The sequence below is a fragment of the Allobosea sp. RIT-PG3_2 genome, from assembly GCF_057321085.1.
On the sequence record NZ_JBXWCA010000004.1, the window covers coordinates 257576 to 272488 of the forward strand.

Here is a 14913-nt window from a genome sequence, read left to right on the forward strand (position 1 = left end):
AAGAGGGGACGGTGTCATGAAGAGAACACGCACAATTCTCGCTGGCGCGCTGCTCGCCACCTGCCTGGTTCTGCCGGGCGGCGCAGCCTTTGCCGCCAAGGAGCGCCTGACGATCGATCTCGTGGGCGAGCCGAATTCGCTTGATCCGCATGTCCAATGGAACCCGGACAGCTACTACGTCTACCGCAACATCTTCGACAATCTCGTCACCCGCGACGACAAGGGCCTGATCGCGCCACAGGTCGCGACCGCGTGGAAGCAGCTCTCCGACACGCAGATCCAGTTCCAGCTGCGCGACGACATCGTCTTTCACGACGGCTCGAAGCTGACCGCCGAAGATGTCGTCTTCAGCGTCAAGCGCATCACCGATCCCAAATTCGCCAGCCCGCAGCTGGGCCAGTTCGACAAGATCACCGACGCCGTCGCCAACGACGCCAAGACAGTGACGCTCACAACCAACGGCGCCTATCCGGCCCTGCTGGCGCAACTGGCCAAGCTTTCGATCGTACCCAAGAAGGTCGTCGAAACAGTAGGCAAGGATGCCTTCAATCTCGCACCCGTCGGCAGCGGCCCTTACAAATTCGGTGCATGGCAGCGCGGCGTCGCGGTGACGCTTGCGCGCAACGACGCCTATTGGGGCACCAAGGCGCCGTTCCCGAGCGTGGTCTTCCGCGCCATTCCCGATGCCGCGACCCGCGTCGCCAATCTGATGGCGGGGACATCGGATCTCGCTGCCAATCTCGATGGCGATCTCGCGGCCCAGCTCAAGACCTCGCAGCGCGCGATGCCCGTGCCGGTGCTGACCGAGCGCGTCGCTTATCTCGCGATGAACGTCCAGAAGGAACCGCTGAACGATCCGCGCGTGCGCCGCGCCATCGCCCAGGCGATCGACAAGCAGGCGATCACCGATGGCGTGCTCGGCGGCACCGAGAAGCCGCTGGCGCAGATGCTTTCGCCGGCCCATGAGGGATTCGTCGAGGGCATCAAGGATCTGCCGTTCGATGTCGCCAAGGCCAAGGCGGAGCTTGCTGCGGTCGGCCCGAAAGCCAGGCAGGAGATCGCGCTGGTGACCGCGCCGGTCTACGACCAGCGCGTCGTGCAGGCGTTGCAGCAGATGCTCGTCGATGCCGGTCTCAACGTGAAGATCGAGATGACCGACATGGGCTCCTGGCTGAAGCGCATGCAGAGCGGGCCCGATTCCATTCCGGTTCTCGCCTTCAGCCGCTGGTCCTGCGGCTGCCAGGATGCCGACGGTGTGCTCTTCCCGATCCTGCACAGCGCCAGCGGCTGGGCCAATGCCAAGGACAAGACGATCGAGGACGCGCTCGAGGCCGGCCGCCAGACGCTCGACCCGGCCAGGCGGCTGGCCGCGTACAAGATCGTGCATGAGCGCATCGCAAGCGAGAATTACGTGATCCCGCTCTATCAGGCGGCGCAGATGTACGGCACCGCCAGGAACCTCGTCTGGACGCCGACGCCCAATGAAAGCATCTTCGTCAATCGCATGAGCTGGAAGGACTGAGCCTAGGTGCCCGGCTTCCTCCTGCAGCGCGCCGGACAGGCGCTCGTCACGATCCTGGGCGTGGCGACGCTGATCTTCTTCATCCAGCGGCTGACGGGGGATCCGACCTATCTCCTGGTGCCGGAGACGGCGACCAAGGCCGATATCGACGCCCTCCGCCACTCGCTGGGCTTCGATCGGCCGCTCTTCGTCCAGTATCTCGGCTTCCTCGCCGATCTCGCCCGTTTCGATCTCGGCCAGTCGGTGGTGCAGCGTGTGCCGGTGATCGACATCATCGCCTCGCGCCTGCCCTATACGCTGATGCTGGCGGGCGGAGCGCTGACGGTCGCCTGCGGCATCGGAATACCCGTCGGAATCCTGCTCGCGCTGTTCCGGGACAGCGCCGCCGCGAAGGTCGCCGCGGGCCTCGTGCTCGCCGCACAGAGCATGCCGACCTTCTGGAGCGGCATCCTCCTCATCCTGCTCTTCGCCGTCACCCTGGGCTGGCTGCCGCCCTCCTCGACGGGCGGCTTTTCCCATCTCGTCATGCCTTCCGTCGCGCTCGGGCTGCTTTCGATGGCGACATTCGCGCGGATCACGCGGGCGGCGTTGATGGAGGAACTGACCCGCGACTATGTCCGCACCGCGCGCGCCCGCGGCGTCGGGCCTACGCGCCTGCTTCTGCGCCATGTCGCGCGCAACGCGGCAATCCCGATCATCACCGTCGCCGCGCTCGAGATTTCGAACCTGCTTGCCGGCGCCGTCATCGTCGAGACGGTTTTTGCCTGGCCCGGTCTCGGCCAGGTCACGGTGCAGGCCATCCTCGCCCGCGACTTCCTGGTGGTGCAGGGCGTCGTCATGCTGGGAGCCCTCGTCACGGTTGGGCTCAACCTGCTTTCGGACTTTCTCTACAGCATCGTCGATCCGCGCATCGCCCTGGGGGCCGGGCGATGAGCGACCCGGCTCTTCCGCAGCCCCGCCGCCGTTTCCCGCTGAAACGCTGGTGGCCGATCGCCGTCCTCGCGCTGTTCGTCATGGCCGCGCTCTGCGCGCCTCTGCTCGCACCCTATGACCCCAATGTTCAGAACCTGGTCGGGCGGCTGAAGCCTCCGGGGACCGTCTCGCGCAGTTTCCATTACTGGCTGGGGTCGGACGAACTCGGGCGCGATCTCCTCAGCCGGATCATCTATGGCACGCGCGTTTCGCTGCTCGTCGCGGTGCTGTCGGTCTTGCTTTCAGGGGTCGTCGGAACTGCGCTCGGGCTTGTCGCCGGCTATCGGCGCGGCTGGGTCGAAACGGCGGTCATGCGCATCGCCGACGTCTTCCTGTCCATCCCGGCAGTGCTTCTCGCCATCATCACGGTCGCGGTGCTCGGCCCCGGCCTGGTCAACGTCGTCCTGGTGCTCGCCCTCACGCGCTGGCCGCGCTATGCCCGCGTGGCGCATGCGCAGACACTGGCCACGGCCGGCATGGCTTATGTCGAGAATGCCGTGCTGGCGGGTGCCGGCACGCCGCGTATTCTCTTTCGGCACATTCTGCCCAACATCGCGGGCACGCTGATCGTCGTGGCGACCCTGGAATTCGGCCTGATGGTCCTGTTCGAGGCCGGCCTTTCCTTCCTCGGCCTCGGCGTGCAGCCCCCGACCGCGAGTTGGGGTTCCATGCTTTCCACTGGCCGCAACTACGTCGCAACCGCCTGGTGGGCCGCCACTCTGCCCGGGCTTTGTCTGTTCGTGCTGGTGCTCACCGTCAACCTGACCGGCGACGCCGTGCGCGACCGTCTAGACCCCCATTTTCGCTGAGGACCGGACCATGTTCGAGGACATCAAGGGCAAGCGCGCACTCGTCACCGGGGCCTGCGGCGTGATCGGCCAATGGATTGCGGAGACGCTTCACCAAGCCGGTGCGACCCTGGCGTTGACTGACGCCAAGGGTGATGGGCTCTCGGCTTTCGCCGAGACGCTGGGTCTGAGCGGCGAGAGCTTCTGCAAGGCGGCCGATCTCACCGACGAAGCTTCGATCAAGGCGCTGGCGGACGAGATCGGAACGCGCTGGGGCGCCGCCGACATCCTCGTCAACAACGCCGGAATCTACCCCAGCGCCTTCCTGCTGGATACGTCGACCGAAGAGTTCGATCGCATCTTCTCGATCAACCTGCGCGCGCCCTTCATCCTGAGCCGCGAGCTGGCGACGCAAATGGTGCGCAAGGGCGTCAAGGGATCGATCATCAACATTTCGTCCGGCGCCTCGCGCAAGATGCGGCGGACGGCCACCGTCTATTCCACCTCGAAGACAGCGCTCGACCGTCTGACCAAGGGTTTTGCCGTCGAGCTCGCCGAATACGGCATCCGCTCGAACGCGCTCGAGCCTGGTTTTGCCGCCGGAAGCACGGTCAGCAATCTCTCCGAGGCGCATATCCGCAATACCATCGCGCAGATCCCGCTCGGCCGCCCGTCCTCGCGCGAGGATGTCGGCAACGCCCTGCTGTATCTCGCCAGCGACGCGTCGTCCTATGTCACCGGCGCGACGCTGACGGTCGATGGCGGTGGCTCGGCCGGTACGCTCGCAGTCCATCAGGACAAGAAGAGCGCGCTGTGATGAACCCGACCACCTTGTCACCGGCAACCTTCCCCAACGCCGGTTATGAATGGCCGCAGGGCAAGAGCAGTGCCTTCTGCTTCACCGTCGATGTCGACGCCGAGAGCCCCTATCAATGGAGCCTGCCGACGGATGCCCCGCAGACGCTCGGCCAGATCGAGCAGCGCCTGTTCGGCCCCCGCATCGGCATCTGGCGCATCCTCGACCTGCTCGACCGCTACGGCATCAAGGCGACGATGTTCGTGCCGGGGCTGGTCGCGAAAAACCATCCCGAATTGCTGCCGGCCTTCGTCGCGCGCGGGCACGAGATCGGCCTGCACGGCTATTTCCACGAGCTCGCGACCGAGGCCGGTCCGGAGGAATTCGCCCGCGCGCTCGATGAATCCTTGGCGTTGTTCAAGAGCCAGGCCGGTATCGTCCCGACCGGCTTTCGTTCGCCGGCCTGGGAGATGACGCCCTTCATGCTGGCCGAGGTCAAGCGGCGCGGCCTCTACGATTCCTCGTTGATGGGTTTCGATCACCCCTACAGCATCGATGGCGTCACGCAGGTGCCGGTGCTCTGGGCCGTCGATGATGCCATCTATTTCCGCTTCACCGGCAGCCCCACGGACAAGGCACCGCCCTCGCCGCAGGGCGGCATCCTCGAAGCCTGGCTCGACGAGTGGCATGTGCTGCATCGCGAGGGCCGTATGATGATGCTGACGATCCATGACTGGATCTCGGGCCGCGCCGGCCGCGTCCGCATGCTGGAAAAGCTGCTCGATGTGATCACCACCTCGCCGGGAACCTGGATCGCGACGGTCGGCGAACTCGCGGCGCATCATGCCGTCAGCGCCAATGCCGAGCGCTTCAGCGTGCCGTTGCGTCTGCCCGAGGCGAGCGCGCCCCATCGCTTCAAGGCGCCGCGCTGATGCAGACCTTCGCCATCCAGCGGCCTGCCGTGCATTCGGCTCACGGCCTCGTCGCGGCCCAGAACCGTCACGCGGCGCAGGCCGGCGCCGATGTGCTGTCGCGCGGTGGCAATGCCATGGATGCGGCTGTCGTCGCTGCGCTGGTGCTGAGCACCGTCGAACCCTGGCTCTCGGGCGTCGGCGGCGGCGGCTTTCTGGTCCATGCCGATGGCGCGACGGGAGCGACCGAGACGCTCGACTTCAATGTCCGCTCTGCCGCCGGGCTCGACCCGGCCGATTATCCGCTTGCCGATGCCCAGGCAGGGAACTGGTTCAGCTGGCCCTCGGTCGTCGGAGACCGCAACGTCTCCGGCTACAGCTCGATCTGCGTACCCGGCGCGATCGCCGGGCTTGCCGCCGCGCTGGAGCGCCATGGCTCGATCTCCTGGGAGGAAGCGCTCCAGCCTGCGATCGAGCATGCCGAGCGCGGCCTGGAAATCGACTGGTATGCCGCGCTTTGCATCGCGATCGAGGCGCCGGGCCTTGCGCGCGACCCCACGCTCTCGGCTATCCTGCTCGACCAGGGCCACGGCCCGAAGGCCGGCGCCGACACAAGACGCTTCAAGCCGATGACGCTGAAGGCCAAGTTGTTGCGCCGGCTCGCCAAGGCGGGGGCGCGCGATTTCTATGAAGGCGAGAGCGCCGCGTTGATCGCAGGCGATCTCGAAGCTGGCGGTTCGCCGCTGCGCGCCGGCGACCTTGCCTCCTATGAGGTGGTCTGGGCCCCGGCGCTGACCGGGCGCTATCGCGACTTCGACATCGCGGCGGTGCCTGGCCTGAGCGGCGGGCCGACTTTCTTCGACGCAGCGGAACGACTTGCCAGCGGCCCACTGTCCCGCGAAACGCCACCGGCCCGGACGGCCCTTCTCTATGCAACAGCCATCCGCCAGGCCTATGAAACGCGCCTGACCACGCTCGGCCATGCCGCGACGCCGCAGGCCGGATGCACCTCGCATGTCAGCGTGGTCGACCGCACGGGCACGATGGTTTCGCTGACCAACACGCTGCTCTCGCGCTTCGGCGCCAAGGTCGCCCTGCCTCGGGCCGGCATCATCATGAACAACGGCATGATGTGGTTCGACCCGCGCCCGGGCCAGCCCAACGCCGTCGCGGCCGGCAAGAAGCCGCTCGCCAATATGTGCCCGCTCATTCTGAGCCGGGCTGGCCGCCCCGTGCTTTCGATCGGCGCGGCCGGCGGCCGCACCATTTTCCCGACGATCCTGCAGTTGATCTCCGGCATGGTTGATTTCGGCCTGTCGCTGGAGGAGGTTTTTCACCGCCCGCGCCTCGACGCCTCGACGCCACGCATCAAGATCGACGCCCGTGCCGAGGCTGACGTGGCGGCGACCGTCGCCGGCGCCTTCCCCGTCGAGCTCGTCGAGGACACGTTGTATCCCGTGAATTTCTCGATCCCCTCGGCCGTGATGGCCGCCGAAGGCGGTTTCATAGGCATGGCGCATCCGACCAGTCCCTGGGCAGGCGTAGCAGCGGCCTCGGCATAAACGACGCCGTCCTCACCGTGCCGGTGCAGGCATCCGCCAAGGGTCGTCACCAGCAGCACAGCTTTGAGACAAGAAGACCGCCTACAGGTCGCTAACCGAAGTCAGGCGGAATCTTGGCACTGCGTCCGGGCGACGGGCCGGCGTCCGCTCATGGCGCGACGCGGACTCGAGCCTTTGACTTCATCTCGCCTGCAACGATCGCGCCGAGTGCCGGCAGGAAGCCGTCATCCTCGGCGATCGCCTCTCCCTTGGCGAAGACTGTGAGGATGAATTCCTGCCCGCCCGGCAGAATGGCGCGCAGGGCATCATGGCGGCGGAAATCGGCGCGCTCGTCGCCGAGCCAGCGTGTGCGCCCGGCCTTCGACCAGATCTGCGTGCCTTCGGGCATGCCGCCGGCGAGATAACCTTGAACCTGATAGGCGCCGCGGCTGACGAACGAACTCGCGAGGTCGCGTGCGAGCAGGCCGCGGACCTTGTTCCGCCCGGCCTCGCTCAGCACCGAGCCATGGAAGATCTCGTGCATCAGCCGGGCCATGGCAATCGGCGTCAGCGCATTGTGGCCGCCTGGAGAGCGGTCGAGGCCGATCTTCTCGCGGCCATAGCGGAGATCGTCCATCAGCTTCTGGTTGAGGTTGATGTCTTTCAGCTCGGGCCAGCCGAGCTGGGCGAAGAAGCGATTGACCGCTTCGCGACGCTCGCACCACGCGGCAATGTCCTGTTCGTCGAGCAGGGTGTCACCCGTCGTCTGCGTGAACAGGTCGATGATGTAATTCGTTGCCGAATTGGACGACCACAGGATCATGTCGCGCATGGCGCGATCGAGTTCCTCGTGGGCGCTGAGTTGTCCCGATTCCAGTGCGGCTTGCGCTGCGACGACAAAGAAGACTTTCACGAGCGAGCAGGGATAGCTGCGCCATTCAGGGCGCAAGGCGGCGCCTTTCGGCCGCTCGCCATCCCGACCCGGCTGCAGCAGGACGTAGCCGAACTGCTCGCTTGGGACGCCCCGCGCTCCGAAGGCGATCTCGGCCTTGTCGGTGATCAGCGATCCAATGCGCTGCAATTCCGGATCGTCGTCGAAGAAGCTCATGGACCACCTGTGAAAGGCCGATGGAGACAAGGAGGGTTCAGCCCTTGGGCCGCAGCGCGGTGTCGAGGCCCTCGCCGATCAACGCGAAGGTAACGCCGGTGTAGATGATGGCGAGCCCGGGGAAGGTCGCGATCCACCAGGCGTCGAACAGGAACTGCCGGCCATCCGAGATCATCAGCCCCCATTCCGGCGTCGGCGGCTGGATGCCGAGGCCGAGGAAACTGAGCGAGGTAACCGCGAGGATGGTGAGCACCACATCCGCCATCGCATAGACGATGGCAGGGTTGACCGCATTAGGGAGGATATGGGCGGTGACGATCCGCGGGGTCGAGCAGCCGAGGCTGCGCGCCGCCTGCACGAATTCGAGATTGCGCAGCACCAGAACTTCGCCCCGCACGATGCGGGCGAAGGAGATCCAGTTCACCAGGAGGAAGGCGAGATAGAGATTGGCCTCGCCCGGCCCGAGCACGCCGACGATGGCGATGACGAGGACATAGAACGGGAAGGCCCAGAAGATGTCGGTGATGCGCATGATGAAGGTGTCGACGCGTCCGCCGATGAAGCCCGAGATCGCGCCGATCACGACGCCGAGAATTGCCGGCGCAATGACGCAGATCAGCGCGACCTTGAGATCGACATAGCCGCCGGCCAGCACGCGCGAGGCAACGTCGCGGCCGAGATCGTCGGTGCCGAACCAGTTGGCGAGGGAGGGCTGCTGCAGCGTGTTGCCGTAGTCGATCTCGAAGGGATCGTGCGGCGTCCAGATCTGGCCGAGCGCGACGAAACCGGCCAGCAACGCCAGCATGGCGAGCCCGACCGACAGGCTCGGATTGGAGCGGAGGCGATTCATCGGCTCACTCCAGCCTGATGCGCGGATCGGCGAGCGCATAGGCGAGATCGGTCGCCAGATTGATCAGCACCACGAGGACGGCGAAGACGATGGTGAGCCCCTGGATCAGCGGATAATCGCGGGCGAAGATCGACTCGACGAACAGCGAGCCGAGGCCGGGCAGCGCGAAGACGGTCTCGATCACCACAGTGCCGCCGATCACCCAGCTCGTATGGGCGCCGAGCACGGAGATCGAGCTGATCAGCGCATTGGGCAGCACATGGACGCCCATCAGCCGGCCCGTGCCCGCGCCCTTGGCGCGCGCGGTGGTGACGTAGTCGGAGCCGAGCACGCCGAGGATGGCGCTGCGCAGGCTGCGGATGGTCAGGGAGGCCGTGGCAAGCGCGATAACGAGCGCTGGCAAAGTCGTGTGATGCAGACGAGAGAGCAGGTCGTCGCCATAGCCCGAGGTCGGGAACAAGGGCAGCCAGATCGCGAACAGGATGACGAAGATCAGCCCGAGCCAGAAGGACGGCATCGCGATCACGATGGTGAAGGCGAGCTTGATCGCCAGATCGACGGGCCCGCCACGCCGCATCGCCGACCAGAGGGCCAGCGGCACGGTCATCAGCACGGCAAGCGTCGTCGAGTAGGCGACGAGCCACAGCGTTGCCGGCAGCCGCTCGAGCACGAGCTGCATCACAGGCCGGGCATGCACGACCGAGCGGCCGAGACTGCCCGAGCCGATATCGGCAAGGAAGAGCAGGTATTGCCGCCATAGCGGCAGGTCGAGGCCGAGCCGCTGCTTCATCAGCGCGATCTCCTCGGCGCCGCCGCGCGCGCCGAGAAGCAGCGTCGCGGGGTCGCCGGGAAGGGCGCGCAGCAGCAGGAAGCAGGCCAGCGTGATGCCGAAGAGAACCGGCACCAGCTGGACGAGGCGCTTGACGATATAGATGAGCATGGCGGGCAGGAAGGCGGGCGCGCAGATGCCCTTCCCTTACTTCAGCTTGACGTCCTCGAGGCGGAAGTTCGAGGTCGGCAGAACCTCGAAGCCCTCGACATTGCTGCGATAGGCATAGGAGGTGCCGGGATAGAACAGGAAGACCGAGGGCGCGCCGTCATGGGCGAGCTTGATGATCTCCTGGAACATCTTGCCGCGCTCCGGCCCGTCCCCCGTCACGCGCTCCTTGTCGTAGAGCTCGTTGACCCGCTCGCTCTTCCATTCGGTGTGATAGGCGTTCGCGCGCTCGGGATTGACGAGCAGGAAGCCGACGAGCTGGTCAGGGTCGATCGTGTCGCTGGTCGCATAGGCGACGGCCATCTCGTAGTCGCCCGCCTTGGTCGTGGTCCAGTGCGTGCCGCCCTCGACGAGGCGGATATCGGCGGTGATACCGATCTGCTTCAACGCAGCCTGCAGGGCCTGGCCGAGCTGGCGGTGCAGCGGACGGCTGGAATCGACCAGCAGCGAGGTCTTGAAACCGTCCTTGTAGCCGGCTTCGGCCAGCAGGGCCTTGGCCTTGGCGAGGTCGTGCGCGTAGGGCTTCAGGCCGGCATCGGCATAGGCCATCGGCGGCATCGGCGAATTCGAGACCTTGCCGGTGCCGTAGAGCAGCGCCTTGACCAAGCCGTCCTTGTCGATCGCGTAGTTCAGCGCCTGCCGCACGCGAAGATCGTCGAACGGCTTCTTCCTGGTGTTCATCAGCATGAAATCGGTGCGGAAGACATTCGCGACCGCCGTCTTGATCTTGCCGTCGCGCCCGAGCGCCTGGAGCTGGTTGAGCGGAATGTCGATGGCGGCGTCGACCTCGCCGGCCTGCAGCTTCAGGACGCGGCTGTTGCCTTCCGGGATGACCATCAGCTCGGCACCGTCGAGGTCGGGCTTGCCGGCTTGCCAGTAATTCGCATTCTTCTTCAGCGACAGGCCCTGGCCCTTGTTCCAGGCTGCCACGGTAAAGGGGCCGCTGCCGATCGGCTTCTCGAAGAACTTGTCGCCTGCCGCCTCGAACGCCTTCTGCGGCAGGATCGCGGAAGAGAACAGCGCGAGGTTGTTGAGGAGCGGCGTGAACACCTTCTTGAGCTTCAGCACGACGGTGCGATCGTCCGGCGTCTCGATCACGTCGATGCCGGAGAAGAAGCGCTTCCAGCTCGAGGCGTCGCTTCCGGCGCGCTTCAATGAAAAGGCGACGTCGCCGGCCGTTACCGGTGTGCCGTCCGAGAATTTCGCCTGGCGCAGCTTGAAGCTGTAGGTCATCCCGTCGTCGCTGACCTTCCAGCTCTCGGCCAGACCGGGTTCGAGCTTCGTCGCGTCCTTGCTCGGTCGCAGCAGCGTGTCGAAGATCAGGAGCTGTGCGTAGATCGAGGCGTTGTCACTGGTTGCGATGGGATCGAGCGAAACCAGATCCTGCGTCTGCGCCAGCCGCAACGTGCCCTTGGCGAGAACGGCGGAGGGCGCGGCCATGAGAGCCGGGGCGCTGAGCGCCAGCGCGAGCGCGCCAGCCGAAATCATCGAACGAAGCTTGGTCATACCGATCCCCTGATTCCTTGGCCGCTCTGCGTCGGCGGTTTGCATCCTTCCATGAGCCATCCTATTCCTGCCAATGAAACATTCGGCAGGTTTACCAACCAGGCGGAATAGAGATGAAACTCGGCTCGCTGCTCGCAATCGATGCGTTCGTGCGGCTCGGCGGAACGGGCGAGGCGGCGCAGGGCCTCGGCATCAGCCAGTCGGCGGTGATCAAGTCGCTCAAGCAGGCCGAGCAGGAGCTGGAGCTCAGCCTCGCCACGACTATCCAGGGCCGGCTCGTGCCGACGCCGGAGGCGCAGCTCCTGGTGAGGCATGCGAAATCCCTGTTCGGCGTGCTCAAGCGCGCGCGGCACGAGGCGGACATGATCCGGGTCGGCATGGCCGATCGCTTGCGGGTGGCGACGGTGCCGGGCCTTGCTCACAGCATCTTGCCGCCGGCAATCAAGCAGACCCGACGCAGCCTCGACGAGGCCGCGGCCGTCGAGATCATGTTCGATCACGTCCGCGAGCATCTCGATGCGGGGGAAGCCGATCTCGGCATCTCCTATGGACCGATGTCGCGCGAGACGATCGCGGATGTGGCGCTGCGGCGCAGTCCCCTGGTCTGTGTCCTGTCGCCCGAACATCCGCTTATTGCCCGCGCAACCATTTCGCGCGGTGATCTCGATGGCGCCCGGCTGATCAGCTACGGCCCGGATGGCGTGAGCGCCCGCGACAGCTTCCAGGAGGCTCTCAGCGGGATAGGGCTGGCGGATCGCATCGCGATCACGGTCCGCCATACCGACACGGCCTGCCATCTGGCGCGCGAAGGCGTTGGCATCGCGCTCGTCGATGGCTTCGTCATCAGCAGCAATCTCGTCGAAGGGCTCGCCGTGCGCCCGCTCGAGGCGAGTCCTCTGGTGACAGCCTATGCCCATCATCGGCAGGGCGTTGCGCTCGACCGCGCGGCGCGGGTGCTGCTGGCCCATCTGCAGGAGAATCCGCAGCAATGACGCAATTCACGCCCGCACACGCCGCCGTTTTGCGCGCCGTCCATCGGTGCGGCACGACGGTGGAGGCCGCACGCCAGCTCAACCTTACGCAGTCGGCCATCAGCAAGATCGTCGCGCGGAGCGAGGCGAGCCTGGGCGTCCTCGTCTTCGAGCGACGCGATGGCCGTCTGACCCTGCGCGCCGAGGCCAGCGCCCTGATGGCGGCCCTCGATTCCGTCGAGCAGGAATGGCTGGGCTTGCGGAACGTCGCAGTGCGGCTGCGTGCCGGCCAGGAGACGCCGCTGCGCATCGCCTCGACACCCAGTATCGGCCATGGCGTCATTGCGCGCGCTCTGGGCCGGCTGACGAGCGAATACCCGCAGGCGCGTGTCGAGCTAATCATGGGCGACGCGCCCACGGAACTAGCGCTCGGAACGGCCGATCTCGGCTTGATGTTCTCCCCGCGCGTGACCGATGACATCGCGCTGACACCTCTTGCCGGAGGAGAGATCATCGCTTTGGTCCGGACGGGCGATGCCCTTGCAAAGCAGGGCACGGTCAGCCTGCATGACCTCAGGGCGCGTCGCCTGATCTGCTTCGATCGCGAGAAGTCGCCGCTGGGTTGGCTGATCGCACAGGCCTATGAGAGGGAGGGGCTCGAATATGCACCTTTCATGACGGTTCCCTACAGCATCTCGGCGGCGCATCTCCTGGCCGGACCTGGCGACGTGACGTTGATCGACAGCCTGCTGACGCAGGCGCAGCGTTTCGACGGGCTGGTTCAGCTTTCCGTCGAGCCTCATATTCCCATAACGATCTGCCTCATGACCGTGCGCAGCAGGCCGCTTTCTCGATTGGCCGCCCGCTTCGTAGAGATCGTCCGGGAACGCTGATGATACGGGGCGCCCGGACGGTGTCGGTGGAGATCGCTCGATGCGATCAAAAAACCGCCGGGTATTGAAGCCGGCGCATGCCGTGTTGCCCGCCTTGACCGTCAGTCCCACAGAAGAGCTGCCGGTGGCATTCAGGGCGCCAGCCCCTTCGTCTTCGATCGGCATCGCCGATAACACCATCGGATCCTTCCGTTTCCCAACGAGCGCGGAAAGCTGGAACACAGCCGCGAGATCGGAAATGGAGACCGAGATGACCAATCGCGACACGAATCCGCGCCGCATCCTTATCGCGGGAGGAAGCTCCGGCATGGGCTTCGCCCTGGCGCGGCGGCTGATAGCGGCCGGCGACCATGTGACGATCGTCGGCAGGGACGCTTCCCGGCTCAGGCGCGCGCAGGATGACCTCCGGGCCTCGCCGCTGCTCGCGGCACGGATGGCCGACATCACGTCGGAAGGAGAGGTGCGGGCATTGTTCGCGAACGGCGAGCCGCTCGATCATATCGTCTGTACGGCCGCGGATTTTACGGGCGCCTACGAAAGGCTGCCCGCGCTGGACCTGGATGCAGCGAGGCGCGCCATCGACAGCAAGATCATCGGCCCCATCCTGCTTGCCAAATACGGCAGTCCGAAGCTCGCTCCCAAGGGATCGCTGACCTTCACCTCCGGCATCGCGGCCTACCGGCCGATGGCCCGGGGAACGGTGATCGCGACCATCAATGCGGCACTGGAAGGTCTCGTCCGGGCCCTGGCTGTCGAACTGGCGCCGATCCGTGTGAATGCCGTATCGCCGGGCTGGGTCGACACGCCGATCTGGCAAGCCGTGGCGGGCGAACGCAAGGCCGAGGTTCTCGCCGGGATGGCGGAACGTCTGCCGGTCGGTCGCGTCGGTCAGCCGGACGATATCGCCGATGCCGTGGCCTTTCTCATCGGCAATGGCTTCACGACAGGCACGGTTCTTCACGTCGAAGGCGGTCATCGTCTCGTTTGAGAAAACGCCGCGCCTGCCCCGCCCGGGCCAGGAGAAGCGTGAGGCCGGGCGGCTGAACGCGCCGGCGGCGCCATACCATGTCGAGCGTCGCCGCAAGCTCGAATCCAGGCGATGGGAGCGCGACGACAGCACCGCGCTCCAGCGCTTCCCGCGCCGCGATCCGGGGCGCGAGGGCATAGCCGCTGCCGGCCGCAACCAGACGCACGATGGCCTCGATGCTGCCGACTTCGGCGACAGGCCTTGGTGGCGTCAGACCGGCCCGGCGCCAGGCCTGATCGAACAGATGCCGGTAGACGCAGCCGGGCTCGGTCGTGATGAACGGCTGGGCAGCGAGCGCGTCCGGCCCCGATGCAGGATCGAACACGCTTCCTGCGGCCGGCGGTCCAATCATGACCAGCGGCTCCCGAGCAAATTCCCGCCGGGCGAGACGCTGATCCAGCGCGCCCTTGCGAAAGCAAAAAGCGATGTCGTTCGAGCCGTCGAGAAGGCGTTGCAACAGATGATCGCTGCCCGCCACCTCGACGCGTATCCGGAGTTCGGGCCGGTGTTGCCGAAGGTCCGCGAGCAGCGCCGGCAGAACCTCCCGGGCAACGGTTTCCAGCGCGCCTATGACCAGCGATCGATCGCCCGAGAGGCTCGCGCTCTTCACCGCGGCCAATGCGTCATCCGTCGTGGTCAGAATGTCCTGGGCATAAGGCACCAGCGCCTCGCCCGCGGTCGTGAGCCGAAAGCCCTGCCTGGAGCGCTGGAACAGGCGCACCCCCAGTTCATCCTCGAGGATCTGGATCTGGTCGCTTACGCTGGATTGGGCAAGGTTGAGCTCGCCGGCCGCCCGAGTCGCCGTCCGGCAACGCGCGACGGCAAGGAAAGTCTGGAGCAGGCGCGGGGTCATATTCCGCCAGCGTAGATCATGCCGCCTGCCGGCGCGATAACGAATCTCCGGCCGCCGGCATGGAACTTCGTGTCGCCCCGGGGCGCACCGTCTTCAAGCGCGAAGGAGCTTGAGGGGGGTAGCATTCTCGACCTCTAGATCCGAACTTATCCCTATGAACCTTTCCGCCCCGCAGCCG

General features: G+C 66.0%; 14 protein-coding genes. 9 read left to right on the forward strand and 5 right to left on the reverse strand.

Annotated features, from left to right (window positions below):
* Nucleotides 1-16: 16 nt before the first annotated feature.
* From AC2FAN_RS14485 to AC2FAN_RS14510, 6 genes are read left to right on the forward strand one after another with little or no spacing between them, the layout of a single operon-like run.
* Nucleotides 17-1522 carry an ABC transporter substrate-binding protein gene (locus tag AC2FAN_RS14485; protein ID WP_485174948.1) on the forward strand — a complete coding sequence of 502 codons (1506 nt, stop codon included), beginning with the start codon at nucleotides 17-19 and terminating at the stop codon, nucleotides 1520-1522.
* Nucleotides 1523-1528: 6 nt separating this feature from the next.
* A complete protein-coding gene (locus AC2FAN_RS14490) occupies nucleotides 1529-2455 on the forward strand; it encodes an ABC transporter permease (protein ID WP_265050655.1) in 927 nt (308 codons plus the stop codon).
* A complete protein-coding gene (locus tag AC2FAN_RS14495; protein ID WP_265050654.1) occupies nucleotides 2452-3303 on the forward strand; it encodes an ABC transporter permease in 852 nt (283 codons plus the stop codon). The genes AC2FAN_RS14490 and AC2FAN_RS14495 overlap by 4 nt, the downstream gene beginning before the upstream one ends.
* A gap of 10 nt (nucleotides 3304-3313) precedes the next feature.
* Nucleotides 3314-4099, forward strand: a complete 786-nt coding sequence (locus AC2FAN_RS14500; RefSeq protein WP_485174951.1) for an SDR family NAD(P)-dependent oxidoreductase — start codon at nucleotides 3314-3316, stop codon at nucleotides 4097-4099.
* A complete protein-coding gene (locus tag AC2FAN_RS14505; protein WP_485174953.1) occupies nucleotides 4099-5010 on the forward strand; it encodes a polysaccharide deacetylase family protein in 912 nt (303 codons plus the stop codon). Before AC2FAN_RS14500 ends, AC2FAN_RS14505 begins: the two co-directional genes overlap by 1 nt.
* Complete coding sequence (locus tag AC2FAN_RS14510; protein ID WP_485174955.1) at nucleotides 5010-6551, forward strand: gamma-glutamyltransferase; 1542 nt, start codon at nucleotides 5010-5012, stop codon at nucleotides 6549-6551. The genes AC2FAN_RS14505 and AC2FAN_RS14510 overlap by 1 nt, the downstream gene beginning before the upstream one ends.
* A 148-nt stretch (nucleotides 6552-6699) precedes the next feature.
* On the opposite strand, the gene AC2FAN_RS14515 is transcribed toward AC2FAN_RS14510, so the two are convergent.
* From AC2FAN_RS14515 to AC2FAN_RS14530, 4 genes are read right to left on the reverse strand one after another with little or no spacing between them, the layout of a single operon-like run.
* Entirely contained in the window at nucleotides 6700-7638 is a 939-nt protein-coding gene (locus AC2FAN_RS14515; RefSeq protein ID WP_485174957.1) for a serine hydrolase, read from the reverse strand.
* Between the two features lie 37 nt (nucleotides 7639-7675).
* Nucleotides 7676-8488, reverse strand: coding sequence for an ABC transporter permease (locus tag AC2FAN_RS14520; protein ID WP_485174959.1), 813 nt, complete (start codon nucleotides 8486-8488; stop codon nucleotides 7676-7678).
* A gap of 4 nt (nucleotides 8489-8492) precedes the next feature.
* Nucleotides 8493-9428, reverse strand: a complete 936-nt coding sequence (locus tag AC2FAN_RS14525; protein ID WP_265050648.1) for an ABC transporter permease — start codon at nucleotides 9426-9428, stop codon at nucleotides 8493-8495.
* A gap of 36 nt (nucleotides 9429-9464) precedes the next feature.
* Nucleotides 9465-10991, reverse strand: a complete 1527-nt coding sequence (locus AC2FAN_RS14530) for an ABC transporter substrate-binding protein (protein WP_485174961.1) — start codon at nucleotides 10989-10991, stop codon at nucleotides 9465-9467.
* A 113-nt stretch (nucleotides 10992-11104) separates the two neighbouring features.
* On the opposite strand from AC2FAN_RS14530, the gene AC2FAN_RS14535 reads away from it, so the two are divergent.
* The 3 genes from AC2FAN_RS14535 (at nucleotide 11105) to AC2FAN_RS14545 (ending at nucleotide 13843) form a co-directional block, all read left to right on the forward strand.
* Nucleotides 11105-11983, forward strand: coding sequence for a LysR family transcriptional regulator (locus tag AC2FAN_RS14535; RefSeq protein ID WP_476806991.1), 879 nt, complete (start codon nucleotides 11105-11107; stop codon nucleotides 11981-11983).
* A complete protein-coding gene (locus AC2FAN_RS14540) occupies nucleotides 11980-12855 on the forward strand; it encodes a LysR substrate-binding domain-containing protein (RefSeq protein WP_485174964.1) in 876 nt (291 codons plus the stop codon). Before AC2FAN_RS14535 ends, AC2FAN_RS14540 begins: the two co-directional genes overlap by 4 nt.
* 250 nt (nucleotides 12856-13105) lie before the next feature.
* Nucleotides 13106-13843: an SDR family oxidoreductase gene (locus AC2FAN_RS14545; protein WP_485175246.1), complete on the forward strand. Its 738-nt coding sequence runs from the start codon at nucleotides 13106-13108 to the stop codon at nucleotides 13841-13843.
* Here the strand turns inward: AC2FAN_RS14545 and AC2FAN_RS14550 are convergent.
* Nucleotides 13794-14735 (reverse strand): LysR family transcriptional regulator, encoded by a 942-nt coding sequence (locus AC2FAN_RS14550; RefSeq protein WP_485174966.1) that lies wholly within the window; start codon nucleotides 14733-14735, stop codon nucleotides 13794-13796. The two genes, AC2FAN_RS14545 and AC2FAN_RS14550, sit on opposite strands and share 50 nt — an antisense overlap.
* Nucleotides 14736-14913: the final 178 nt, after the last annotated feature.